This window comes from Pseudomonas moorei, assembly GCF_008801475.1.
GTDB lineage: Bacteria > Pseudomonadota > Gammaproteobacteria > Pseudomonadales > Pseudomonadaceae > Aquipseudomonas > Aquipseudomonas moorei.
Genome location: NZ_VZPP01000002.1, coordinates 293355 through 318959 on the forward strand (window position 1 = coordinate 293355; position 25605 = coordinate 318959).

General features: G+C 59.7%; 24 protein-coding genes. 14 read left to right on the top strand and 10 right to left on the bottom strand.

Annotated features, from left to right (window positions below; all coding sequences use genetic code 11):
• The first annotated feature begins 86 nt into the window (after positions 1–86).
• The 3 genes from F7R06_RS04305 (at position 87) to F7R06_RS04315 (ending at position 3815) form a co-directional block, all read left to right on the top strand.
• Complete coding sequence (locus F7R06_RS04305) at positions 87–371, top strand: hypothetical protein (protein ID WP_090326520.1); 285 nt, start codon at positions 87–89, stop codon at positions 369–371.
• A 158-nt stretch (positions 372–529) separates the two neighbouring features.
• Complete coding sequence (locus F7R06_RS04310; RefSeq protein WP_090326523.1) at positions 530–775, top strand: TIGR02647 family protein; 246 nt, start codon at positions 530–532, stop codon at positions 773–775.
• A 193-nt stretch (positions 776–968) separates the two neighbouring features.
• Positions 969–3815 carry a class I adenylate cyclase gene (locus tag F7R06_RS04315; protein ID WP_090326527.1) on the top strand — a complete coding sequence of 949 codons (2847 nt, stop codon included), beginning with the start codon at positions 969–971 and terminating at the stop codon, positions 3813–3815.
• A 7-nt stretch (positions 3816–3822) separates the two neighbouring features.
• Here F7R06_RS04315 and rnk read toward each other — a convergent pair whose 3' ends face one another.
• The 3 genes from rnk to cyaY all read right to left on the bottom strand — a co-directional run bounded on the left by rnk (position 3823) and on the right by cyaY (position 4938).
• Positions 3823–4233, bottom strand: a complete 411-nt coding sequence (gene rnk, locus F7R06_RS04320; RefSeq protein ID WP_090326529.1) for a nucleoside diphosphate kinase regulator — start codon at positions 4231–4233, stop codon at positions 3823–3825.
• Between the two features lie 152 nt (positions 4234–4385).
• A complete protein-coding gene (locus tag F7R06_RS04325) occupies positions 4386–4601 on the bottom strand; it encodes a DUF1289 domain-containing protein (protein ID WP_090326532.1) in 216 nt (71 codons plus the stop codon).
• Between the two features lie 4 nt (positions 4602–4605).
• Positions 4606–4938 (bottom strand): iron donor protein CyaY, encoded by a 333-nt coding sequence (gene cyaY / locus F7R06_RS04330; protein ID WP_090326534.1) that lies wholly within the window; start codon positions 4936–4938, stop codon positions 4606–4608.
• Between the two features lie 307 nt (positions 4939–5245).
• On the opposite strand from cyaY, the gene lptM reads away from it, so the two are divergent.
• The 6 genes from lptM to F7R06_RS04360 are packed head-to-tail and all read left to right on the top strand — an operon-like array spanning position 5246 to position 9856.
• On the top strand, positions 5246–5419 hold the full coding sequence (lptM, locus tag F7R06_RS04335; RefSeq protein WP_090326537.1) for an LPS translocon maturation chaperone LptM: 174 nt from the start codon (positions 5246–5248) through the stop codon (positions 5417–5419).
• Positions 5420–5428: 9 nt separating this feature from the next.
• Positions 5429–6676 carry a diaminopimelate decarboxylase gene (lysA, locus tag F7R06_RS04340; protein WP_090326539.1) on the top strand — a complete coding sequence of 416 codons (1248 nt, stop codon included), beginning with the start codon at positions 5429–5431 and terminating at the stop codon, positions 6674–6676.
• 4 nt (positions 6677–6680) lie between these two features.
• The gene (gene dapF, locus F7R06_RS04345) at positions 6681–7511 is read left to right on the top strand and encodes a diaminopimelate epimerase (protein ID WP_090326541.1); all 831 of its coding nucleotides are present in this window, start codon (positions 6681–6683) and stop codon (positions 7509–7511) included.
• Positions 7512–7524: 13 nt separating this feature from the next.
• On the top strand, positions 7525–8250 hold the full coding sequence (locus F7R06_RS04350) for a DUF484 family protein (protein ID WP_090326544.1): 726 nt from the start codon (positions 7525–7527) through the stop codon (positions 8248–8250).
• Positions 8251–8252: 2 nt separating this feature from the next.
• Positions 8253–9152 (top strand): tyrosine recombinase XerC, encoded by a 900-nt coding sequence (gene xerC, locus F7R06_RS04355; RefSeq protein WP_090326547.1) that lies wholly within the window; start codon positions 8253–8255, stop codon positions 9150–9152.
• Positions 9149–9856, top strand: a complete 708-nt coding sequence (locus F7R06_RS04360) for an HAD family hydrolase (RefSeq protein WP_090326549.1) — start codon at positions 9149–9151, stop codon at positions 9854–9856. The genes xerC and F7R06_RS04360 overlap by 4 nt, the downstream gene beginning before the upstream one ends.
• A gap of 103 nt (positions 9857–9959) precedes the next feature.
• Here F7R06_RS04360 and sutA read toward each other — a convergent pair whose 3' ends face one another.
• From sutA to glnK, 4 genes are all read right to left on the bottom strand, one after another.
• Positions 9960–10283, bottom strand: coding sequence for a transcriptional regulator SutA (sutA, locus tag F7R06_RS04365; RefSeq protein WP_090326552.1), 324 nt, complete (start codon positions 10281–10283; stop codon positions 9960–9962).
• A 101-nt stretch (positions 10284–10384) separates the two neighbouring features.
• Entirely contained in the window at positions 10385–10810 is a 426-nt protein-coding gene (locus F7R06_RS04370) for a secondary thiamine-phosphate synthase enzyme YjbQ (RefSeq protein ID WP_090326554.1), read from the bottom strand.
• A 215-nt stretch (positions 10811–11025) separates the two neighbouring features.
• On the bottom strand, positions 11026–12363 hold the full coding sequence (locus F7R06_RS04375; RefSeq protein WP_090326559.1) for an ammonium transporter: 1338 nt from the start codon (positions 12361–12363) through the stop codon (positions 11026–11028).
• Between the two features lie 35 nt (positions 12364–12398).
• A complete protein-coding gene (gene glnK / locus F7R06_RS04380) occupies positions 12399–12737 on the bottom strand; it encodes a P-II family nitrogen regulator (protein WP_002555808.1) in 339 nt (112 codons plus the stop codon).
• Positions 12738–13155: 418 nt separating this feature from the next.
• Between glnK and F7R06_RS04385 the strand changes: the two genes are divergently transcribed.
• The 3 genes from F7R06_RS04385 to F7R06_RS04400 all read left to right on the top strand — a co-directional run bounded on the left by F7R06_RS04385 (position 13156) and on the right by F7R06_RS04400 (position 16816).
• Positions 13156–13416: an accessory factor UbiK family protein gene (locus F7R06_RS04385; protein WP_090326561.1), complete on the top strand. Its 261-nt coding sequence runs from the start codon at positions 13156–13158 to the stop codon at positions 13414–13416.
• Between the two features lie 804 nt (positions 13417–14220).
• Entirely contained in the window at positions 14221–15033 is an 813-nt protein-coding gene (locus tag F7R06_RS04395; protein WP_170288741.1) for a hypothetical protein, read from the top strand.
• 289 nt (positions 15034–15322) lie between these two features.
• Positions 15323–16816: a YifB family Mg chelatase-like AAA ATPase gene (locus F7R06_RS04400; RefSeq protein WP_090326566.1), complete on the top strand. Its 1494-nt coding sequence runs from the start codon at positions 15323–15325 to the stop codon at positions 16814–16816.
• Positions 16817–16849: 33 nt separating this feature from the next.
• On the opposite strand, the gene F7R06_RS04405 is transcribed toward F7R06_RS04400, so the two are convergent.
• A complete protein-coding gene (locus tag F7R06_RS04405; RefSeq protein WP_090326569.1) occupies positions 16850–18826 on the bottom strand; it encodes a methyl-accepting chemotaxis protein in 1977 nt (658 codons plus the stop codon).
• 183 nt (positions 18827–19009) lie between these two features.
• Complete coding sequence (locus tag F7R06_RS04415; protein WP_090326571.1) at positions 19010–19930, bottom strand: LysR substrate-binding domain-containing protein; 921 nt, start codon at positions 19928–19930, stop codon at positions 19010–19012.
• Positions 19931–20088: 158 nt separating this feature from the next.
• Here F7R06_RS04415 and F7R06_RS04420 point away from each other — a divergent pair, with 158 nt between their 5' ends.
• Entirely contained in the window at positions 20089–21486 is a 1398-nt protein-coding gene (locus F7R06_RS04420; RefSeq protein WP_090327604.1) for a NorM family multidrug efflux MATE transporter, read from the top strand.
• A 135-nt stretch (positions 21487–21621) separates the two neighbouring features.
• Here the strand turns inward: F7R06_RS04420 and F7R06_RS04425 are convergent, their stop codons facing one another.
• Positions 21622–23295 carry a putative bifunctional diguanylate cyclase/phosphodiesterase gene (locus F7R06_RS04425; protein WP_090326572.1) on the bottom strand — a complete coding sequence of 558 codons (1674 nt, stop codon included), beginning with the start codon at positions 23293–23295 and terminating at the stop codon, positions 21622–21624.
• Between the two features lie 264 nt (positions 23296–23559).
• Between F7R06_RS04425 and rep the strand changes: the two genes are divergently transcribed.
• Entirely contained in the window at positions 23560–25569 is a 2010-nt protein-coding gene (gene rep / locus F7R06_RS04430; protein WP_090326575.1) for a DNA helicase Rep, read from the top strand.
• The last annotated feature ends 36 nt before the right edge of the window (positions 25570–25605 follow it).

The following is a 25605-nucleotide window of genomic DNA, read 5'->3' on the forward strand; positions in this document are numbered from 1 at the left end:
TTTATAGATCGCTCGAGGCTTTCTTGCCAGCAGCATCACGCTGCTGAATGCGGGTAAACTGGCCGCCTTAACTTGAGGAGCCTGCCATGAGCGAGCCTACAGACATCGATAGCGACGAAGAAGAATTCACTGAAAACACCCTGATCGAAGCCATCGAAAACCAGATCGAAAGCGAAAATCCGCCGGCCGCCAAGGCGACCTTCAACAAGCTGACACTGGTGGGCTACGAGAAGGAAGAAATCCTCAACCTGATGGCCCATGTTTTGGCCGTAGAAATCGACGCAATCCTCGAAGAAGACCGCGCGTTCGACACCGAATGGTACGAAGCGGCATTGCGCGCGCTGCCCGAGTTGCCCCCGGAAAAGAAATAACCCCTTCCCCCTGCAGGAGCGAGCCCGCTCCTGCGAGCCCCGGAAACGGGGAAAGCTCACCATGATGAAAAAACCCTGTCGCGAGGGCTGGACATGCCGCACGAGTGGGATCACCTTAGGGGCGCTGTCGTCTAATTCCTAGAAAGTCTGGAGTCCCTATGTCGCTTACCCCTGAGTTGGTTGCCGAACTGGAAATCCTCGCACTCTTCAACCTGGACAGTTCCCAGGAAGGTTTGAAAATTCATCAGACCGCTGCCCCCAAAGCCATTGCCGCTGCCCGTCGCCTGTATGAAAAAGAACTGATTGACCAACCCGATGGCGGCTACCTGACCAGCCTGGGTCGTGACGCCGCGCAAAATGTGCAAACCCTGCTGACCATTCTGAGCGTAAAAGAAACAGCCTGAATTCCATCGCATTGCCCACGGAAACCTCCACCACGGGATTTCCGCGGGCAAACTCTGCGACCTGTAATCGCCACGCGATAAAAATCTGACGTCAGAAAAACAAAATCAGCTTAAATGCCTCCGCGCCAAGGCGCTAAACTGCCCCTCAACCGAGAGCCCCACATCCGAGCCCTGTGAGCCGGTTTGAGCTGACATGACCCGCACCCATGAAATCCGCCCCGATCTGGACGAGGGAATCGACCGCAAGGTTCTCAGCCAACTGCGCGCACGCTTTCTGAAGCTCAATGAGGGCCGCATGGCTCGCGCCATGGAGGGTTTGTCGACCCGCCAGCAAGGGGTGCTGAACCTTCTGCCATTGTTTTTTCACGTCAATCATCCGCTGTTGCCGGGTTACGTTTCCGGCAGCACACCGGCCGGGCTGTCGAATTTCGAGCCGGATGCCAACGCCTTGGCCGAAGCTCAACGCCTGACCCGCTCGTTTTCCTATAAGCCGCGCCACGGCAGCAATCCGCCGCGGCCGATTCACGGCCTGTTCCTGATGGGCAGCCTCGGCACGCTGGCCCAGGCCGATCAGAGCGATATGGACGTGTGGGTCTGCCACAGCCCGGATTTGACCGAGCAGGAACTCGCCGAACTGCGCAAGAAATGCCAATTGCTCGAAGCCTGGGCCGACAGCCAGGGAGCCGAAGCGCACTTTTTCCTGATCGACCCGGTTCGCTTCGTGCGCGGCGAGCGCGATAGCCAATTGAGTTCGGAAGACTGCGGTACCACCCAGCACTACTTGCTGCTGGACGAGTTTTACCGTACCGCGATCTGGCTGGCCGGGCGCACGCCGATCTGGTGGCTGGTGCCCGTCTATGAAGAAGCGAGTTACGACCGCTACACCCACACGCTGATTTCCAAGCGTTTCATCCGCGCTGACGAAACCCTCGACCTGGGACACCTGGCCTACATTCCACCCGGTGAATTTATCGGTGCTGGGCTCTGGCAACTGTTCAAAGGCATCGAGTCGCCTTACAAATCGGTGCTCAAACTGCTACTGACCGAGGTTTATGCCAGCGAGCACCCCAAGGTCCAGTGCCTGAGCCTGCGTTTCAAGCAAGCCGTGTTCGCCAACCGTCTCGACCTCGATGAGCTGGACCCGTACGTCGTGGTCTACCGGCGCATCGAGGAATACCTCATTGCTCGCAACGAGCCAGAGCGCCTGGAACTGGTGCGTCGCGCGCTGTACCTGAAGGTCAATCGCAAGCTCACCGGCAGCAGCGCTCGAACCCAGGGCTGGCAACGTTCGTTACTGGAACGGCTGGCCCACGAATGGCAATGGGACCCACGGCAATTGGCGCTGCTCGACAGCCGCAGTCAGTGGAAAGTCCGCCAGGTCAGCTCGGAGCGCCGAGCCCTGGTTAACGAGCTGAACTACAGCTACCGCTTCCTGACCCAATTTGCCCGTAACGACCAAACTGCCAGTCTGATCAACAAACGCGACCTGAGTGTGCTGGGCCGACGCCTGTATGCCGCCTTCGAGCGCAAGGCGGACAAGGTCGAATTCATCAACCCGGGCATCGCGCCGGACCTGGCCGAAGACACCCTGACACTGGTACATGCTTCGAGCAAAAAGGAATCGGAACCGAGCCAGTGGGCTTTGTACAACGGCAGCCTGACCGCCCTTGAGTGGGAGCACTTCGCCCCGATCAAGCGCAGCCGTCAGTTGCTTGAACTGCTGACCTGGTGCCACCGCAACGGCGTGATCGACAGCAGCACCCGCCTGGCCCTGCACCCCGGAAGCAGCGACCTGAGCGAATTCGAACTGTTCAACTTGCTGGGCAGTCTGCAACAGAGCATTCGCCTGCCGCTGCAGACCGTCGCCGAAGAACCGTTGTTGCGCGCCAGCGTGCCCAGCGAAGTGCTGATCCTGGTGAACGTCGGCATCGACCCGCTCAAGCACCATCGCGACCTGAACATCCTGATGACCACCGAGCGCACCGACTCCCTGAGCTATGCCGGCGTCAGGGAAAACCTGGTGCTGACCCTGGATCAAGTCACGCTCAATAGCTGGAACGAAGTATTGGTCAATCGCTTCGACGGCCCCCACGCCCTGCTCGACTGCCTGCGCGACTACCTCAACAATCTGCCCAACGGACCGCAGCAGCCCAGGCTGCGGGTGCGGTGCTTCTGCCACAACCGTGCGCAATTCATTGCCCAGCGCGTCGAAGAGATCCTCGACACGGCGCAGAACCTGCTGCTGAGCAAACTCAATTACCGCTACCTGATTCAGGTCCAGCAGCATTACCACGTACTTGAACTGGTACCCGGCCGGGTCAATCACATCGTCCTGACCACACTGCCTGCGCTGTTCGATTACCTGAGCGAAGACCTGACCCGTTACAGCCCGCTGCACCTTGATCACAAGGCACTGGAAAACCACGACCTGGCACTGCTCCTGCCCATGGGGCAGCCCGACTGCCTTCAGGTGTTTTACCGGGTCAAGGAAGACCAGGCCGAGCTGTACGTACTCGATGAATTCAATGCCTTGTGGCAGCAGCGCTTGCCGTGGCATGACGAGCAAAGCCTGCTGGTGCCGCTGCAACGGTTCCTGCAGTCGATCCAGTACCGGCGCGACGCCTTGCTGCCCATGGACGCGGCCCACCCCCTGAGCCTGGACACGTTGTTTTATCAGCTTCTGCCCTCGGGGGCGGGGCGCGCGCGTCACGTCGAAGCCCGGCCGGCACCGCAAACACCGACCAACAAACCGTTCTATGACGTGCAGGCGATCATCGGCAAAGCGGCACCGGGCAAGGTACAGGTCACCCTGTATTGCAATCAGCGGGAGTTTTCAGAGCTGGAGCATGGCGACCAACTATTCAGCGTGGTCGCCCGGGAAATCATCGAACAGCGCCGGGAAACCGAGCGCTATCGCTGCTACATCACCGACCTTGACCTGACAGGCCTGCTCGGTGATGGGCAGAGTTCAAGCAATTTGTACCTGCGCTACAAGGCCGACCTGGAGCACGCACTGAACGAGGCGCTCGAACAGGTCTGACAGGTTGTCACTCGGGGAAGGCGCCGCCATTGGCAGGCTGCGATTCGACTTCCAGCAGGGTCAGTTTCAGCGTCTTGCCACCCGGCGCCGGCCAGTCGATGTGCTGGCCAACCTTCAGGCCGAGCAACGCGCTGCCCACGGGGGCCAGGATGGAGATCCGACCTTCGTCGGCATTGGCATCCTTTGGATAAACCAGGGTCAGGTGGTAATCCTTGCCACTGCTCTCTTCACGGCAGTGCACGCGCGAATTCATGGTCACGACATCGGCCGGCACGTCTTCGTGACTGACCAATGTATCGGCGCGGTCCAGTTCGGTTTGCAACGCGATAACGCCCGGCAGCGTTTCATCCAGGCTGTCGATCAGACGCTCCAGACGCTGTACGTCCAGACGGGTAAGGGTGATGGAAGGTGCGGTCATGATCAGGGCAGACTCCTTTCTTCTGCACGAAAAAAGCAAAACCCCGCCAGAAAAAGGCGGGGTTTTCACGAGCCTCGATGAGTTGAGGCGTATCCGGACACTAACACAGCTCAAAAAATATACAAGTCGCCACCCGGCGGTCATCGCCCTCCCTACAGGGATCGGCGTTGCAGAGCCTGCTCGCAAATCACCCGGCGACGTTCGTCATCCGCCGAGCGCCATTCGCGGATGTCTTCGACGTGGCGAAAACAGCCCAGGCAGACTTTTTGCGCGTCCAGCCGACACACGCCGCTGCACGGCGATGGCACTGCCGGGCTGACGTTGCTGTAGAGCGGCTTGGGCGGACGCACGGGCGCTGACTGTGTCACGGCGTTACAGACCTTCGAAATCGAGTTCGACGTCAGCTTGCGCCTTGACGATGCGCTCAAGCATCTCGCCCAGTTGCTCTTCGCTCTTGTCGCACATCCAGCGCTCGCTCTCTTCGTCGTAATCGAAGTGGAAGCCACCGGACACTGCCGCCAGCCACAACTGACGCAATGGCTCTTGCCGACTGAAAATCAACTGGGTTCCGTTTTCGAACTTGACGGTGAGCACACCGGCCGAGCTTTCCAGATCGATATCCAGGTCGCTGTCGTCAAAGATGTCCTCCAACGTCTGCTGGGTGGCATCGACCAGGTCATGGAAACGCGCTTCGGACAAACTCATTACGGCAACCTCAAAAAGTGTCTGATCAGGCTCAAGCGCCGCAAGATACGACCGAGGCCTCCCGATTGCAAAGGATAACGCCCAGCAACCCCAATCTGTGTGCGAGCCTGCTCGCGATGACGCCGGCACATTTAACATTATGGTCAACGGAAACACCGCTATCGCGAGCAGTCTCGCTCCCACAAGGATTGCATGATACCGACCGGCATCGGTCCAAGGCCCGCCAGACGGGAGCCCCGTCGCATAGGCAAGCTGCCGGGTGGCCGGTATACTCCGGCGCAATTAATGCATTTTCAAGGATTTCGCCATGAAGCGCCTGATCTCCTCCCTTGCTGCGCTCCTCGCGGTTGCCTGCCTTGTGTCGGCCTGCGGTCAAAAAGGCCCGCTGTACCTGCCTGACGACAACCAGGATCCTGCGGCGCAAGCCCAGTCCTCGCAAAAGCCTGCCTCCAAGGCACACAAGCACGACGTCTACCAATAAGGGAACCTCATGGACGCTTTTAACTACCGTGACGGTGAACTGTTCGCGGAAGGTGTTGCCCTGTCTGCCATCGCCGATCGCTTTGGTACACCGACTTACGTTTACTCCCGTGCCCACATCGAAGCCCAATACCTGGCTTACGCCGATGCACTGGCGGGCATGCCACATCTGGTCTGCTTCGCGGTCAAGGCCAACTCCAACCTGGGTGTACTGAATGTCCTGGCGCGCCTGGGCGCCGGTTTCGACATCGTCTCCCGTGGCGAGCTGGAACGCGTACTCGCCGCCGGCGGCAGCGCCGACAAGATCGTGTTCTCCGGTGTCGGCAAGACCCGTGACGACATGCGTCGCGCCCTGGAAGTCGGCGTGCACTGCTTCAACGTCGAATCCACCGACGAGCTGGAGCGCCTGCAAGTGGTTGCCGCCGAACTGGGTGTTCGCGCGCCGATCTCGCTGCGCGTGAATCCGGATGTCGATGCCGGCACTCACCCGTACATTTCCACCGGTCTCAAAGAGAACAAGTTCGGCATCGCCATTGCCGACGCCGAGGACGTGTACGTGCGCGCCGCGCAGCTGCCGAACCTGGAAGTGGTCGGCGTCGACTGCCATATCGGCTCGCAACTGACCACCCTGCCGCCCTTCATCGACGCCCTCGACCGCCTGCTGGGCCTGGTCGACCGTCTCGGCGATTGCGGCATTTACCTGCGCCACATCGATCTCGGTGGCGGCCTGGGCGTGCGTTATCGCGACGAAGAGCCGCCATTGGCTGCCGACTACATCAAGGCCGTGCGCGAACGTCTTGACGGTCGCGACCTGGCGCTGGTGTTCGAGCCGGGCCGCTTCATCGTGGCCAATGCCGGCGTGCTGCTGACTCAGGTCGAGTACCTCAAGCACACCGAACACAAGGATTTCGCCATCGTCGACGCGGCCATGAACGACCTGATCCGCCCGGCGCTGTACCAAGCCTGGATGGACGTCACTGCCGTGCGCCCGCGCAACACGGCCGGTCGCGCCTACGACATCGTCGGCCCGATCTGCGAGACCGGCGACTTCCTGGCCAAGGATCGTGAATTGGCCCTGGAAGAAGGCGATCTGCTGGCCGTGCATTCGGCTGGCGCCTATGGGTTTGTCATGAGCTCCAACTACAACACCCGTGGCCGCGCCGCTGAAGTGTTGGTGGACGGTGATCAGGCATTTGAAGTGCGTCGCCGTGAAACGGTAGCCGAGTTGTTTGCTGGCGAAAGCCTGCTGCCGGAGTAAAACCATGCTGCTGCGTTTTACCAAAATGCACGGCCTGGGCAACGACTTCATGGTCCTCGACCTGGTCAGCCAGCACGCGCATATTCTGCCCAAGCACGCCAAGCTTTGGGGTGACCGGCACACCGGCATCGGTTTCGACCAGCTGCTGATCGTCGAAGCGCCCAGCAACCCGGACGTGGACTTCCGTTATCGGATCTTCAACTCCGACGGCTCTGAAGTGGAACAGTGCGGCAATGGTGCGCGCTGTTTCGCCCGCTTCGTGCTCGACAAGCGCCTGACCGCAAAACGGCAGATCCGCGTCGAAACCAAAAGTGGCATCATCGAGCTGGACGTGCGCAGCGACGGGCAGATCGGCGTAAACATGGGCGCCCCGCGCCTGGTACCGGCCGACATCCCGTTCCTGGCACCCGAGCAGGCCCTGAGCTATCAGGTCGACGTCGATGGCACACCCGTGGAACTGGCCGCCGTGTCCATGGGCAATCCCCATGCGGTTCTGCGGGTCAGCGATATCAACAATGCGCCGGTACATGAACTGGGGCCGAAAATCGAACATCACCCGCGCTTCCCGGCACGGGTCAATGTCGGTTTTCTCCAGGTCATCGACCGGGGCCGCGCACAATTGCGCGTCTGGGAACGCGGGGCCGGGGAAACCCAGGCTTGCGGTACCGGCGCCTGTGCCGCCGCAGTGGCCGCGATCAGCCAGGGGTGGATGGACTCGCCGCTATTGATCGACCTGCCTGGCGGGCGTCTGTCCATTGAATGGGCAGGCCCTGGCCACCCGGTATTGATGACCGGCCCGGCAGTCCGTGTATATGAAGGACAAGTGCGTCTTTGAGTGAGCCAAAGCCATGACCGATAAGCCTCAGGTACCCGCCCGACAGTCCGACGAATCCCCGTCCGAGAGCCTGGAGGCGGCGGCAATTGCCGCGTACCTGGAGGCTCATCCGGACTTCTTCGCCCAGCACGAAGAATTGCTGCCGGCCTTGCGCATTCCCCACCGGCGTGGCGACACCGTGTCGCTGGTGGAACGCCAGATGACCATCCTGCGTGATCGCAACATCGAGTTGCGGCACCGTCTCTCGCACTTGATGGACGTGGCCCGCGACAACGACCGGTTGTTCGACAAGACCCGCCGCCTGATCCTCGCGCTGATGGACGCCGCCAGCCTGGAAGACGTGGTGATGTCTGTCGAAGACAGCCTGCGCCAGGACTTCCAGGTGCCTTTTGTCAGCCTCATTCTGCTTGGCGACAACGCCATGCCGGTCGGCCGCTGGGTGACCCACGCCGAGGCACAAGTGGCCATAGGCGGCTTGTTGCAGGAAGACAAAAGCGTCAGCGGCAGCCTGCGCGAGCACGAGCTGGACTTCCTGTTCGGCGAAGAGCAGCGCAAGCAGATCGGTTCCACCGCCGTCGTCGCCATCAGCCACCAGGGCATCCACGGCATCCTGGCCATCGCCAGCCGTGATCCGCAGCACTACAAAAGCTCGGTGGGCACCTTGTTCCTGAGCTACATCGCCGAAGTCATGGGCCGCGTGCTGCCACGGGTCAACAACTCCCTGCGCTCGGTACGCTGAACATGGAACGGCAACTGGACGCTTACTGCGAACACCTGCGCAGTGAGCGGCAGGTGTCACCGCACACGCTTTCGGCCTATCGTCGCGACCTCGACAAGGTGCTGGGCTGGTGCGTCAAACAGAACATCGGCAGTTGGGCAGCGCTGGACATCCAGCGCCTGCGCAGCCTGATCGCTCGCCTGCATGCACAAGGCCAGTCCTCCCGCAGCCTGGCGCGACTCTTGTCGGCGGTGCGCGGGCTCTATCACTACCTGAACCGTGAAGGCCTGTGCGACCACGATCCGGCCAACGGCCTGGCGCCACCCAAGGGCGAACGCCGCCTGCCGAAAACCCTCGACACTGACCGCGCGCTGCAACTGCTTGAAGGCGGTGTGGAGGATGATTTTCTGGCACGTCGCGATCAGGCGATACTTGAGCTGTTCTACTCTTCCGGGCTGCGCCTGTCGGAGCTGACCGGACTGAATCTTGATCAGCTTGATTTGGCGGATGGCATGGTCCAGGTGCTCGGCAAGGGCAGCAAAACCCGTCTGCTGCCGGTGGGCAAAATGGCGCGCGAAGCCTTGGAACTCTGGTTGCCATTGCGGGCATTGGCCAATCCGGCGGACGACGCGGTATTTGTCAGCCAGCAAGGCCGGCGGCTCGGCCCACGGGCGATTCAGCTACGGGTAAAAGCCGCTGGCGAACGTGAGCTCGGGCAAAATCTGCACCCGCACATGTTGCGCCACTCCTTCGCCAGCCACTTGCTGGAGTCCTCCCAGGACCTGCGGGCGGTGCAGGAGCTGCTCGGCCATTCGGACATCAAGACCACGCAGATTTATACCCACCTGGACTTCCAGCACCTGGCCACGGTCTATGACAGTGCTCATCCACGGGCCAAACGCATTAAAGGCGATGATTCATGACTCTCCAACTGATCACCTTCGACCTCGACGACACTCTGTGGGACACCGCTCCGGTGATCGTCAGCGCCGAAGCCATCCTCCGTGAATGGCTGGCTGAACACGCACCGAATCTGGGCGCGGTGCCGGTGGAGCACTTGTGGGCCATTCGAGAGCGCATCCTGAGCATCGAGCCGAACCTCAAGCACCGCATCAGCGCCCTGCGCCGCCGGGTGCTGTTCCAGGCGCTGGAAGAAGCCGGTTACGCCCATACAGAAGCGTCCGACCTGGCCGATCAGAGCTTCGAAGTGTTTCTGCATGCCCGGCATCAGCTGGAAATCTTCCCTGAAGTACAACCGACCCTGGAAGTGCTGGCCAACCATTACACCCTCGGCGTGGTGACCAACGGCAATGCCGACGTACGACGCCTGGGGCTCGCGGACTACTTCAAGTTTGCGTTATGCGCCGAAGACATCGGCATCGCCAAACCTGATTCTCGATTGTTCCATGAGGCGCTGCAGCGTGGCGGTGCCACGGCCGAGACAGCGGTGCACATCGGTGATCACCCGGGCGACGACATTGCCGGCGCCCAGCAAGCGGGACTGCGGGCGATCTGGTTCAACCCGGCCGGCAAGGACTGGGAAGCCGAGCGATTGCCGGATGCCGAGATCCGTAGCCTGACCGAGTTGCCGGCGTTGTTGGCGAGTTGGAACAAGGCCTCGAACTGACAAGCTCGCTCCCACAGAGATCACCACAGTTTTCATATTTTTGTTTCAGGCATGAAAAAGCCCGCAGCGACGGCGGGCTTTTTCAGCAAGCAAGGAAACAGGCTTAGATAGGCCGGCTGCCGTACTTGTTATCAGGCTTCTTGGGCGGATCGGCGACCACATTGGCCTCCACTTCCTGCACCTTGCCGCCACGAGCCAGGAACTCTTCCATGGCCTTGGCCAGGGCGTCGCGCTCCTTGTTCTTGGCTTCGACACTCGGCAGCTCATCGATTGATACCGCTGCCTTGGCTTTGCCTTTGGCGGTCGGAACCGGCGCATCACCGCCGTCATCTTCAGCGACGTCTTCCGCCGCTGCTTCCAGACCTTCTTCGGTTTCGTCGTCGTCGCCTACTTCGAGGTCGTCGTTTTCCAGATCATCGTCGCTCATGTTCTACCTCATGACTTGCGAAAAGCAGATTAGTTATAGCCCAGCTTTGCCCTCTGTCGAAGGCTGCCGGAAAAAAATCAACAGCCGCTGCTGACCAGCGGTTATGCCCCTTCACCGTGCAAGGTGGCGAGGACTTTACGGGCACCGCCATGATCACGGTGCTCGCCCAGATAAACGCCTTGCCAGGTCCCTAGCGCCAGTCGGCCCGCCGTAACCGGCAAACTGAGCTGACAGCCAAGCACGCTGGCCTTGAAGTGCGCCGGGAGGTCGTCCAGGCCTTCGTCGTTATGCTCATAGCCGTCTGTTCCTTGTGGGATCAGACGATTGAAAAATCGTTCGAAGTCGCGTCGTACCGCCGGATCGGCGTTCTCGTTGATGGTCAACGACGCCGAGGTATGCTGTAGCCACAAATGCAGCAGACCAACCCGACACGCCCTGAGTTCAGGCAAGCCGGCGAGTAACTCGTCCGTTACCAGATGAAAGCCCCGGGGCCTCGCCCGCAGGGTAATCAGAGTCTGCTGCCACATACAGTTCTCCGCACGTTCGGGGCGCATTCTAGCGCGCTCTGGGAAAAAACAAAGGCCCTAATATTCCTTCATTCCTGTAAGCCATCAGCGGCACAAAAACCCGCGTCGTAAACGTCGCAAAAGCTGTAAGAAAAAACCTTTCAGCGCAGCCCCCGATGACAAATTCCGGACAAAAAAATGCCCGGCGAGCCGGGCAAGTTTTCTCATGCGCGTGCTTACAAGTTGTAGCCGCGTTCGTTGTGAAGCGCCAGGTCGATACCGACGGCTTCTTCTTCTTCGGTGATACGCAGACCCATGATGGCGTCCAGCACCTTGAGAATGATGAAGGTGACGATCGCGGTGTAGATCACCGTGAAGCCCACGCCTTTGCACTGAATCCAGACTTGCGCGGCGATGTCGGTGACGGTGCCGAAACCACCCAGGGAAGGTGCAGCGAATACACCGGTCAGGATCGCGCCGAGGATACCGCCGATACCGTGCACGCCGAAGGCATCCAGGGAGTCGTCATAGCCGAGCTTGCGTTTCAGGGTGGTGGCGCAGAAGAAGCACACGACGCCCGCGGCCAGGCCGATTATCAGTGAGCCCATTGGGCCTACAGTACCGGCGGCCGGGGTAATGGCGACCAGGCCGGCAACCACACCCGATGCGATACCCAGTGCGCTAGGTTTGCCGTGGGTGATCCACTCGGCGAACATCCAGCCCAGCGCGGCGGCGGCGGTTGCGATCTGGGTCACCAGCATCGCCATGCCGGCAGTACCGTTGGCCGCAGCTGCGGAACCGGCGTTGAAACCAAACCAGCCGACCCACAGCATGGCCGCGCCTACCAGGGTGTAACCAAGGTTATGCGGAGCCATTGGAGTCGTAGGGAAGCCTTTTCGCTTGCCCAGCACCAGGCAGGCTACAAGACCTGCAATACCGGCGTTGATGTGCACCACGGTGCCACCGGCGAAATCCAGTACGCCCCAGTCGCCCAACAGAGAACCCGGACCGCTCCAGACCATGTGCGCAATCGGCGCATATACCAGAGTGAACCACACGCCCATGAAGACCAGCATTGCAGAGAACTTCATCCGCTCAGCGAACGCACCGACGATCAGCGCTGGAGTAATGATGGCGAAAGTCATCTGATAGGTAACAAATACCGCTTCAGGGAACAGCGCCGCAGGGCCGGTAATGCTGGCCGGTGTGATGCCGGCGAGGAAGGCCTTGGCAAGGCTGCCAACAAAGGAATTGTAGTTGACCACGCCTGCTTCCATGCCCGTCGTGTCAAACGCCATGCTGTAGCCATAAATGAACCACAGGATGGTAACCAGCCCCGTAATGGCGAAGCACTGCATCATCACGGAAAGAATGTTTTTCGAACGAACCATGCCGCCGTAGAACAGCGCGAGACCGGGAATGGTCATGAACAGCACGAGGGCAGTCGAGGTCAACATCCAGGCGGTATCGCCGGAGTTGAGGACTGGAGTCGCCACCGGATCTGCCGCCATGGCCAGGCCGGGCATTACGATGGACAGCAGGGCTCCTAGCCCTGCGAATTTACGCAGAGTCATATTGTTTTCTCCTGGGGCGTTGGGTTTGTGGCGGCTTAGATTGCGTCGGTATCGGTTTCGCCGGTACGGATGCGAATCGCCTGTTCCAGATTGACCACGAAGATCTTGCCATCACCGATCTTGCCGGTGTTGGCGGCCTTGGTTATCGCCTCGATAACCCGGTCGAGATCCTTGTCGTCAATGGCGACATCAATCTTCACCTTTGGCAGGAAATCGACCACGTATTCCGCGCCGCGATACAGCTCGGTGTGCCCCTTCTGCCGACCGAAGCCTTTGACTTCGGTGACGGTAATGCCCTGCACGCCGATCTCGGACAACGATTCGCGCACGTCGTCCAACTTGAACGGCTTGATGATGGCAGTGACTAGCTTCATGAAAACTCTCTCCCGAATTGGTGGACTTGCCCCAGGAAAACAAACCCGTCTCAAGTCTAAGCGCAGTGCCTGGCTTTGTAACGCATCGTCGGCCTTACCTGCCCGTCCGACGCCAGCTACCCGCTCCTCACGAAACACTCCCCGCGTTTCGCTTGGCGCACTGCATTCGTCACAGCGACTGCATCAGTGCATGGGTCACCATGGACTAAGCAGAAAGCTTGCCATCTCCACAAAACCTACTGTTTTCAAGCCTTTACCAGTAGATGCCAGCAACTTCGCAACAACACTCCATGCGTTACGCACAACAACGGTGCGATGCCGTCCGTCCCCATGCGCGAAAAGCGTGCATCGACTGCCCGCGAAATGACTATAGACACTGCGTGATACACTGCCTTCCATTGTTATCAGGACCTTTCCCATGCTCGCGCCCAAAGACTTCCTCGACGCCCTGACTGGCACCGCCTCCCGTCTCTTCAGCGGCGACACCCCATTGCCGAAAAGCGAAATCGAAAGCCAGTTCAAGGCCCTGCTGCAGAGTGGCTTCAGCAAGCTGGATCTGGTGAGCCGGGAAGAGTTTGATAGCCAGATGGTCGTGCTGGCGCGGACGCGAGCACGGTTGGAAGCACTTGAAACGAAGGTCGCGGAGATGGAAGCGAGGCTCAATCCGCCTGCAGAATAACGCCCCAATCCCTAATGGTTAGCCCCATACCACCGTGTACGCGAGCCTGCTCGCGACAAGGTCGTAACGACTGTCAGATTTATCTGTAGGAATTGCCGAGACTGCGGACTTCAAGCCCGCAAGAGTCCCGGCAACATCCTACGAAACTCTCATCCGCCGTCTGATTGCGCCGCAAATCCCCCCTTTCTAAGCTCTCCTCTCAAATGAGTCATTTGAACGCGAGCACTGCATCAGCACGAAAAAAATCTAGCTCGCAGTGAATATTAGTTATTGATACCAATGGAATATTCCTAACATCACAAGGAGTAACGCCTATGAAAACATACATGTCTTTAATTACTGTTTTTACATTGACGGCACTTCACATAAACCCAGCTCTCGCCGGACCACCCGTTACAGTTACATTCAAAAATCTTGGAACACAGACCGCTACGTATACACCCACAACCAATAACGAATTCATTACAAAAACAAACGCAGAGCCCACTCCAAAAACCACCATAAATGCAAATAGCTCGGAGACTTACACGATACAAAGCCAGACATCCCCTGACTACAACCATGCTAATTTACGATATAAAATCGGCACAAAAAACTGTGTATATCTATCTACGTTTGTGACTACCTCCGGCTCAGGCGGCAGCAAAATCCCCAAGTGGAGTCATACAGCCACTCCCAGTGGTGGTGCTACCTGCACTATAAGAGCAACCAGAACAAACCCTACTACCTATGCTTGGTCGGTAGAAATCACGATGAGATAAAGCGGCAGATCCTATCTAACTTATAAAAACAAAGGGAGCAGCAATGATGATTAATTCAACAAGCAATCCTGTAGTTGAAAGCGGTCTGGCTCTGACTGGATCAAAAACGATGACAACCAATCCTGGTGGAAATACAGGCATCAGCCAGAGCCCGCCCCAAGCCCCGACTGGCTCATTTGGCAGCACTACAGTTTCCACGATGGCAAATCAATTAAGCGAAGCCTCATTACGTGCACAGGCCCGAGATGCGAGCCTGACCAGAGTGGAGCTGGAGTCGCTGGCTAGAAAAACAGTTAATGAGCTACTGAGCCCATACTACACTGCAAACAAATTGAAGCACGACACTGAAGTTCCTGACACAGACGATCCCACGTTATTAGCACGCGCCGAAAAAGCAACTTTATATACGAGAGGACTGGCCAGCAATCCATTTTCTGGAATGTCGGCGGATCAACTGGCCTTAATTACATACGATGACAGCGGCACGTTTACCGTTAATGAAAGACGGGCAGCGCTGGAAGAGTCAGATAAACAAGAATTCGCATGGAGGCAAAAAGTCGTTGCCGAGGCAGAGCATGAATACAACACCACAGGAAAACTGACCAAATTCTTCCAAAGCGTCCTTGACCACTACAAAGGCTTACCTCGAATAGAACAAGCAGATTACCCGAGCAACTACGAATCCAGACTTAATGAATTGATAGCTTTAGATTTTAACTATTTGACGCATGTCGCAGAAGGCAAAGAGAAGGTCGACATAGAAAGCTTTATACTAAAAATTCCAAATAGTGATAGCAACCTGCCTGACTACGAACAGTCTTCCTCTAAGCCGCCTCAACCGAGCGAGCGATCCTGAGCCAACTTAGTTGGCCACCCATATTTTTCCACACGCAGTAATGCAATAACTGATCACTTTCCACTAACACTGGCGCATCGCACTTTAATCGCTCTTCAAAGAGATTAAAGACTGGAATCGTTTGCGGCGGGGGAGCCCTCCCCCTCGCCACAGAATCAATGCGCTGCCCGTGAAGCCGCGCAACATCTTGCGAAAATTCCTTGCCTGCCATGCACCGCGGAAACAGCACTGCCGTCTACCCTTGCAAAAACCCGCAGGAAGCGGCCCCCGTACAACTCAAGGAACGACCATGTCCCTCTCCATCGTCCACAGCCGCGCCCAGATTGGCGTGGATGCCCCCTCCGTCACTGTCGAAGTTCATCTGGCCAATGGCTTGCCGTCGCTGACCATGGTCGGCCTGCCCGAGGCGGCGGTGAAAGAGAGCAAAGATCGAGTACGTAGCGCGATCATCAATTCGGGGCTCCAGTTTCCGGCGCGACGGATCACCTTGAATCTGGCCCCGGCGGATTTGCCCAAGGATGGCGGACGGTTCGATCTGGCGATTGCCTTGGGGATTCTTTCGGCCAGTGTGCAGGTGCCGACATTGACGCTCGATGATGTGGAGTGTCTGGGCGAGTTGGCCCTGTCAGGCGCAGTGCGTGCGGTGCGGGGCGTGTTGCCGGCGGCGTTGGCCGCGCGCAAGGCCGGACGCTCGTTGATGGTGCCGCGTGCGAATGCCGAAGAAGCGTGCCTGGCGTCGGGGTTGAAGGTGATTGCGGTGGATCATCTGCTGCAGGCCGTGGCGCATTTCAACGGGCACACGCCGGTGGAGCCCTATGTGTCCGATGGATTGATCCACGCCAGCAAACCCTACCCCGACCTGAACGAAGTGCAGGGTCAGCAAGCAGCCAAACGGGCGTTGCTGATTGCAGCGGCGGGTGCGCATAACCTCCTCTTCAGCGGACCTCCCGGAACGGGCAAGACGCTTCTGGCGAGTCGCCTGCCAGGGCTGCTGCCCCCACTGGCAGAGTGCGAAGCACTGGAAGTGGCCGCCATTCAGTCCGTCACCAGTTGCGTCCCGTTGAGCCATTGGCCGCAGCGCCCCTTCAGACAACCGCACCACTCGGCTTCTGGCCCGGCGCTGGTCGGTGGCGGCTCGAAACCACAGCCCGGTGAAATCACCCTCGCCCACCACGGTGTTTTGTTTCTCGATGAGCTTCCAGAGTTCGACCGCAAAGTGCTCGAGGTTTTGAGAGAGCCACTGGAGTCAGGCCATATCGTGATTTCCCGGGCCAAGGATCGCGTGCGGTTTCCGGCACGTTTTCAGTTGGTGGCGGCAATGAATCCATGCCCTTGTGGATATCTTGGCGAACCCACTGGCCGCTGCTCCTGCACGCCGGACATGGTTCAGCGCTATCGCAACAAACTGTCCGGGCCCTTGCTGGATCGGATCGATTTGCACCTGACGGTGGCGCGGGAGGCCACGGCGTTGAATCCGACGGTGAAACCCGGAGAGGACAGCGCCAGCGCGGCGGTGCTGGTCGCTGATGCCCGCGAACGCCAGCAAAAGCGTCAGGGGTGCGCCAACGCCTTTCTCGATTTGCCGGGGCTGCGCCGGCACTGCAAGTTATCCACAGTCGATGAGAACTGGCTGGAAACGGCCTGTGAACGGCTGACCCTGTCGCTTCGCTCGGCGCATCGGTTGCTGAAGGTGGCGCGAACCCTGGCGGATCTGGAACAGGTCGACGGGATCAAGCGGGAGCATCTGGCGGAGGCATTGCAGTATCGGCCTGCAACGCAATGAGTGCCTGCTCGCGATGACTATTTCAAAGGCACATCAGCGAAACCGGTCGACCTCCGACCGCAAATCCGCCGCCAGCTTCTCCAGCTCTTTAGCAGTGACCGCCAGGTTCGACACCACTTCCCGCTGCTCGCTGTTGGCCAGCGCAATGCTTTGCAAGTTACTGCTGAGCAACGTCGCCGTACTGCTCTGTTCCTGGGTCGCCGTGGTAATCGCGGCGAATTGCTGGCCGGCTGAACGGCTTTGCTCATCGATATGTGCAAGTGCAGAAGCCACGTTGGCGTTGCGCGACAAGCCTTCCTGCATCAGCACATTACCCTGCTCCATGGTGCTGATGGCGTTGCCGGTTTCCTGCTGAATGCTCTGGATCATCACGGAAATTTCGTCCGTGGCCTGACGGGTGCGCGAGGCGAGGTTACGCACTTCGTCGGCCACCACGGCAAAGCCACGCCCCTGCTCACCGGCACGCGCCGCTTCGATCGCGGCGTTGAGCGCCAATAAGTTGGTTTGTTCGGCAATCGAGGTGATGACGCCAACGATGCCGCCGATTTCCTGGGAGCGCTGTCCCAAGGTATTGATCACCGTCGCCGTGCTGTTCAATGCGCCGGCAATTTGCTCAAGCGACGAGGACGCTTCGTCCATCGACGTACGACCGATTTGCGTTTGCCGAGCGTTTTCCTGTGCCAGACGCTGGGTGCTGCCCATGTTGTCGGCAATGTTCAGGGAGGTGGCACTGAACTCTTCCACGGCCCCGGCCATGCTGGTGATCTCGCCCGATTGCTGCTCCATCCCTTCATAGGCACCGCCGGACAACCCGGACAAGGCCTGGGCGCGGCTGTTGACCTCCATCGAGGCGTTGCGGATGTGCTCGACCATGGTCGACAACGCCTGACTCATCTGGTTGAAGGCGCAAGCCAACTGGCCGATTTCATCGTTGCTCGACACGCTCAGACGCACGCTCAAATCACCGGCACCCAAGGCTTCGGCCTGACGCACCAGATCACCCAGCGGCGCCAGTTTGCTGCGCAACAGCCAGACCGCTGCGCCGACCGCCAGCAACATCGCCAACAGACTGCCGATGGCCAACTGGATACCGACGCTCCAGGTCACAGCGCTGATTTCGGTTTTCGGCATGCTTGCCACCACCGACCACGGCCCGCCTTCAAACGGTACGGCAATGCTGTAGAAGTCTTCGGACTTGTCGCTCCAGAACTGGCCTTTGCCTGGCGTCTTGACCAGCGCCATGACCGCCGGGACGGCCTGATCCAGCGCTTGCACACCGGCAATCGGCACCAGCCATTTATTCTGCTCGTCCAGCAGTGCCAGGGAACCGGTCTGGCCGATGCGGAAACGCTTGAGGTTTTCGAACTGAGCATTTTGCGCGTCGGTGTAATCGAAGCCCACGAACAACACGGCAATCACCTTGCCGCTGCTGTCCCGTACCGGGGTGTATTGCGTCATGTAGGAGCGTTCGAACAGCAAGGCACGCCCGACATAGCTCTGCCCCGCCATCAGGCGTGCGTAGGCCGGGTGGGCGTGATCAAGCATCGTGCCGATGGCCCGGCTGCCGTCCTGTTTGCTCAGGGACGTACTGACCCGGATAAAGTCTTCGCCGCTGCGCACGAACACCGTGGCCGCACCGGCAGTCATCTGCTTGAACTCGTCCACTTCCTTGAAGTCGTTGTTCAGCACTTCGCTGCCCAGGTGCAGGCCTGGGGTCTGCGTGCCCGCCACCGTCACCGGCTCATCCGGGTGCACGCTCAAGCCGGCACTGAAACGCTTCTCGAACAAACCCGCCAGGCGCTGGGTGCTTTCACGCAACGTGCCGTGGAAGGTGCTCAACTGATCGGCCAGCAACCGGGCCTCGCTGGTCAGGTGCTCTTCGCGGGTGGCCAGGTTGGCGGCATCTAGCGAACGCAGGGCGAACAAGGTGCTTGCGCTGATGACTGTCACCAGAATCAAGGCGAGCGCAAGACCCAGCTGTGAGGCGATCCGGGCACGAGGTTGAGGCATGACGGCTCCTGGCCGAGCGAGCGGATCATCCTGATCACGGCGCACTCAGCAAAAGTTTCTGATGATGGGAAAGCGTCGAACCTGCACGAAGGTCCCATGTGCAGCTATTCGGCGGTGAACGGGAATACTTGAGCGTTTGACCCGGATATAGCTCAAGCCCGTCGCCGTTGAGGCTCTATCGATTCAGCTCAAGTGCTCGACATCCGGCAACTCCATCGCCCGGACCTCACTTTGCAAGAAGTCGCTGAGCCGACGCATGCGCTCGCCACCGGGGCGGGTTTTCGGCCAGACCAGGTAATAACGCTCGCCGCTTGCGACAGCGGTTGGCCATGGCAGGCTCAAGCGTCCCTGTGCCACATCTTCCGCCACCATCAGCAGATCGCCCATGGACACGCCGTAGCCGCGGGCGGCCGCGATCATGCCCAGTTCCAGCGTATCGAACACCTGGCCACCCTTGAGCGACACTTGATCGGCCAGGCCCATGCGCTCCAGCCAGTTACGCCAGTCGCGGCGGTCCGGTGTCGGGTGCAGCAACTCGGTGTTTGCCAGCCGCGCCGCATCCCAAGGCTGATCATTCGGCAGGTTGGGCGCGCCCACTGGAATCAGTTCCTCGGGAAACAGGTAACTCGCCTCCCAATCCGGCGGGAAGTGCCCGTTGCTCAGCAATACCGCGCAGTCGAACGGCTCCTCGTTGAAATCCACAGAATCGACATCCATCCAGGCGCTGGTCAATTGCACCTCGTTGCCCGGTTGCAAATGGCGGAAGCGACTCAGGCGCGCCAGCAACCAGCGCATGGTCAGGGTCGACGGGGCTTTCATGCGCAGGATGTCGTCTTCGGCGCGCAGGGTGTTACAGGCGCGCTCCAGGGCGGTGAAGCCCTCGCGGATGCCCGGTAATAGCAAGCGCGCCGACTCGGTCAGTTGCAGATGACGGCCACTGCGATGAAACAGGCGACAGGCAAAGTGCTCTTCGAGCGTACGAATGTGCCGGCTGACCGCACTCTGCGTGATCGACAGTTCTTCGGCCGCTCGTGTGAACGAACTGTGCCGCGCCGCAGCTTCGAATGCGCGCAAGGCATACAAGGGAGGGAGACGACGTGACATTGGGAAAGCTCCTACAGCGGGATTTGGCCACCCTAGCAGAAACTCTCTAGCATGAGTTTGAATCATGCCACCCATCCTTTTTATCCCTTTGTGCATTCCGTCCAGAGCGCCGAGAATCGACGCTTTCCTGTCCTCTTTGATAAACGAGCGTGATGACCATGCAGCATCCAGCGCGTATTGAACTCTGGGCCATCCTGCGGCTGGCGGGGCCGTTGATTGCCTCGCAGTTGGCGCACATGTTGATGGTCCTCACCGACACCTTGATGATGGCGCGCCTGAGCCCCGAGGCACTGGCCGGCGGCGGGCTCGGCGCGGCGACCTATTCGTTCGTGTCCATTTTCTGCATTGGCGTCATTGCGGCAGTCGGCACCCTGGTGGCGATCCGTCAGGGTGCCGGCGACATCCTCGGCGCGACCCGGTTGACCCAGGCCGGGTTGTGGCTGGCGTGGCTGATGGCGCTGGTCGCCGGACTGCTGTTGTGGAATCTGAAACCGGTGCTGCTGCTGTTCGGCCAGACTGAAAGCAACGTCCAGTCGGCCGGGCAGTTCCTGATCTTTCTGCCGTTCGCCCTCCCCGGCTATCTGAGCTTCATGGCCCTGCGTGGCTTCACCAGCGCCATCGGCCGTGCGACGCCAGTGATGGTGATCAGCCTGGGCGGTACGGTGGCGAACTTCCTGCTCAACTACGCCTTGATTACCGGCATGTTTGGCCTGCCTAAACTGGGGCTGATGGGTATTGGCCTGGTCACGGCGATTGTCGCCAACCTCATGGCCCTGGTATTGGCGCTGCATATTCGCCGGCACCCGGCTTACGACGCCTATCCGCTGCGTCAGGGCCTGCTGCGGCTCAACCGACAGTACCTGAAAGAGCTATGGCGCCTGGGCCTGCCGATTGGCGGCACTTACGCGGTGGAGGTCGGGCTGTTTGCCTTCGCGGCGCTGTGCATGGGCACCATGGGCAGCACGCAATTGGGCGCACACCAGATCGCCCTGCAGATCGTCTCGGTGGCGTTCATGGTACCGGCGGGGATTTCCTACGCGATCACCATGCGCATCGGCCAGCACTACGGTGCCGGGCAACTGCTCGATGCACGACTGGCTGGCCGGGTCGGCCTCGCTTTCGGTGCCGCGGCGATGCTGTGTTTCGCGATGGTGTTCTGGCTGTTGCCGAACCAGTTGGTGGGCCTGTTTCTTGACCACAACGACCCGGCGTTTCGCGACGTCATCCACTTGGCGGTGAGCCTGTTGGCGGTCGCAGCGTGGTTCGAACTGTTCGACGGTACGCAAACCATCGCCATGGGCTGCATTCGTGGACTCAAGGACGCCAAGACCACATTCCTGGTCGGTCTGGCTTGCTATTGGCTGATCGGCGCGCCTGCGGCGTGGTGGATGGCGTTCGACTTGCAATGGGGGCCGACGGGCGTCTGGTGGGGCCTGGCGCTGGGCCTGGCGTGCTCGGCGGTGAGTTTGACGCTGGCGTTCGAGTGGAAGATGAAGCGAATGATTCGGCAGGACACGACATCAGAGCAGCGCTTCGGGTTTGCTCAGACTGACTGAGATCCCTTGTAGGAGTGAGCTTGCTCGCGATAAACCTGAAAACGCCGCGGGGCACCTGCCAACCGGCATTATCGTTGTCGTTCATCGCGAGCAAGCTCGCTCCTGCAGGGCTCCGTGGCAGCCTATTATTCGCGGTCAGCTCACCACTTCCAGCATCGCCTGCTGGCTGGAATCAAACGTCAGGTAGTCCACCAGATCCGCCAGGGCCAACGGCTTGCTGATCAGATAACCCTGCACCTGATCGCAATCAAACCCGCGCAACAGCTCCAGTTGCTCCGGGGTTTCCACCCCTTCGGCGACGACTTCGAGGTTGAGGTTGTGCGCCAGGTTGATCATGGCGTGGACCAGTTTGCGATTCTCTTCCCGCTGCTCCATGCCGCCGACGAAGCTCTTGTCGATCTTGAGCAAGGTAATCGGCAGGCTGTTGAGGTGTACGAACGACGAGAACCCGGTACCGAAATCGTCGAGGGAGAAACGCACCCCCAGGCGCCCCAGGGCGTCCATGGTCTGCTTGACCAGATCACTGCGGCGCATGACCGCGGTTTCGGTCAATTCGAACTCCAGCCACTGCGCCTCGACGCCACGTTCGGCAATCAGCCGGCTAAGGGTCGAGAGCAACTGGCTGTCCTGAAACTGCCTGAACGACAGATTGATCGCCATGTGCAACGGCGGCAAGCCGCGCTCACGCAGGGCCTGCATGTCGCGCAAGGCCCGGGAAATCACCCAGTAGCCCAGTGGCACGATCAAGCCGCTTTGCTCGGCCAGCGGCACGAATTCACTCGGCGGCAGCAAGCCACGCTCGCCATGACGCCAGCGCACCAATGCCTCGAGGCCGACGATCTGCCCGTCCTCAAGGTTCAGGCGTGGCTGGTAATGCAGTTCCAGCTCATCGCGGCGCAATGCCCGGCGCAGTTCGCTTTCGAGGTCGGCGATGCTGCGGGCATTGCGGTTGATGCGCTCGTTGAAGATATGAAAGGTACAGCCCTGTGTGCTCTTGGCCTGCTGCATGGCGATGTGTGCGTGCCACATCAACGGGTCGGCACCGGCCTGGGCCCGAGCGTGGGCGATACCCAGGCTGGAGCCGATCAACAGGCTTTCGCCATCGACCCAATACGGCTCGGCCAGCGCTTCGGTGATGCGCTCGGCCATCCACTCGGCGCGCTGAGGGGCGCGGCGGGTGTCGATCAGCAAGGCGAATTCATCACTGCCCAGCCGTGCCAGTTGATCGCCGGCCTCAAGCTGGCTTTTGAGCCGCGCGACCACTTGCAGAATCAACCGGTCACCGGCCTGGTGGCCAAGGGCATCATTGGCGTGACGGAAGTTGTCGAGATCGAGGTGGCCCAGCGCCAGGCCACGCCCTTCGTTTTCGGCCAATCGGGCCGTCAACAATGTCTGGAAGCCCTGACGATTGGCAATGCCGGTCAAAGGGTCTTGTTCGGCGAGACGCTGCAGGGTGTTTTCCAGTACCCCGCGCTCGCGCACATGCCGCAGGCACCGGCGCAGCATGCCCGGGTCGAGATGGTCGCGTACCAGCCAGTCACTCACACCGTCGGGTGGCGTCAGCGGTTCATGCTCAAGCAGCAAAACCGTCGGCAGACAGCAACGGCCAGGCGCCGGCTGAAGAGCCGGGATCGTCAACAACACCGCGCTGCGGTTGTCGTCGAACAGACTGCTGACCGACTCCCAACTCGGCGCGCTGATGAGCACGGCCGAGCTCCCCATCGGAGCCAGACACTCGCGCAACAACGCTGCCCACGCCGGCTCTTCGGCCAGTAGCAGCAAACGCAAGGGTTCGACAGGCGTAGACAAGCTAGCTCCCTAGACTCTGCAAAGATGTAGGCGATGGGCATTATGCCGTGCCGATAACTAATGACCAATGACATCAGTTATCAAAACGAGGCCTTTGTATCCGGAATTACGAACATTAGACGCAATTTCCTCGCGCATCCTGCGTGAAAGTAACAAAACCGGCAAATAGAGATCGCGTTATACGTCACAAGTCGGAGAGAGCAGCACAAATCGCTGAGCCTGTTAAAATGCCGGCCCATTTCGTCCTGACTCCTGAATTTACGTATGTCCCGACTCAATCCCCGGCAGCAAGAAGCCGTGAGCTACGTCGGCGGCCCTCTTTTGGTGCTCGCCGGCGCTGGGTCCGGCAAGACCAGTGTGATCACGCGCAAGATCGCACACTTGATCCAGAACTGTGGCATCCGCGCCCAGTACATCGTCGCCATGACCTTTACCAACAAGGCGGCGCGCGAGATGAAGGAACGGGTCGGCACGCTGCTGCGCGCTGGTGAAGGCCGCGGCCTGACGGTCTGTACCTTCCACAACCTGGGCCTGAACATCATCCGCAAGGAACACGTGCGGCTGGGCTATAAACCGGGCTTCTCGATCTTCGACGAGGCCGACGTCAAGGCCCTGATGACCGACATCATGCAGAAGGAATACTCGGGCGACGACGGCGTCGACGAGATCAAGAACATGATCGGTGCCTGGAAGAACGACCTGATCCTGCCGCCCCAGGCCCTGGAAAACGCGCGCAACCCCAAGGAACAGACCGCCGCTATCGTCTACACCCACTACCAGCGCACGCTCAAGGCGTTCAACGCGGTGGATTTCGACGATTTGATCCTGCTGCCGGTGAAGCTGTTCGAAGAACACGCCGACATCCTGGAAAAGTGGCAGAACAAGGTGCGCTACCTACTGGTGGACGAATACCAGGACACCAACGCCAGCCAGTACCTGCTGGTGAAAATGCTCATCGGCAAGCGCAACCAGTTCACCGTGGTAGGTGACGACGACCAGTCGATCTATGCCTGGCGCGGCGCGCGCCCGGAAAACCTGATGCTGCTCAAGGACGACTACCCATCGTTGAAAGTGGTGATGCTGGAGCAGAACTATCGCTCCACCAGCCGCATCTTGCGCTGCGCCAACGTGCTGATTTCCAACAACCCCCACGAATTCGAAAAGCAGCTGTGGAGTGAAATGGGCCACGGCGACGAGATCCGCGTGATCCGCTGCCGCAACGAAGACGCCGAAGCCGAGCGCGTGGCCGTGGAAATCCTCAGCCTGCACTTGCGCACCGACCGCCCTTACAGCGATTTCGCCATCCTGTATCGCGGTAACTACCAGGCCAAGCTGATCGAGCTGAAGTTGCAGCACCACCAGGTGCCGTATCGCCTGTCTGGCGGCAACAGTTTTTTCGGACGCCAGGAAGTGAAAGACCTGATGGCCTACTTCCGCCTGATCGTGAACCCGGACGACGACAACGCCTTCCTGCGGGTGATCAACGTTCCACGTCGGGAAATCGGTTCGACGACGTTGGAGAAGCTGGGCAACTACGCCACCGAGCGAAAAATCTCGATGTACGCCGCCACCGACGAAATCGGCCTGGGCGAGCACCTGGATTCGCGCTTCACCGATCGCCTGTCGCGCTTCAAGCGCTTCATGGACAAGGTGCGCGAGCAATGCGCCGGCGAAGACCCGATCTCGGCCCTGCGCAGCATGGTCATGGACATCGACTACGAGAACTGGCTGCGCACCAACAGCTCCAGCGACAAGGCCGCTGATTACCGCATGGGTAACGTCTGGTTCCTGATCGAGGCGCTGAAGAACACCCTGGAAAAAGACGAAGACGGCGAAATGACCGTCGAAGACGCCATCGGCAAGCTGGTGCTGCGCGACATGCTGGAGCGTCAGCAGGAAGAGGAAGACGGTGCCGAAGGTGTTCAGATGATGACCCTGCACGCCTCCAAGGGCCTGGAATTCCCCTACGTGTTCATCATGGGTATGGAAGAGGAAATCCTCCCGCACCGCTCCAGCATCGAAGCCGACACCATCGAAGAAGAACGTCGCCTGGCCTACGTGGGGATTACCCGCGCACGTCAGACCCTGGCCTTCACTTTCGCCGCCAAGCGCAAGCAATACGGCGAGATCATCGACTGCGCACCGAGCCGCTTCCTCGATGAACTGCCGCCGGACGACCTGGCCTGGGAAGGCAACGACGACACCCCGACCGAAGTCAAAGCCGTTCGCGGCAATAGCGCACTGGCGGATATACGCGCCATGTTAAAGCGCTAGAATTGACCCCTTTAATTAGACCTTCGGCGCAAAAGA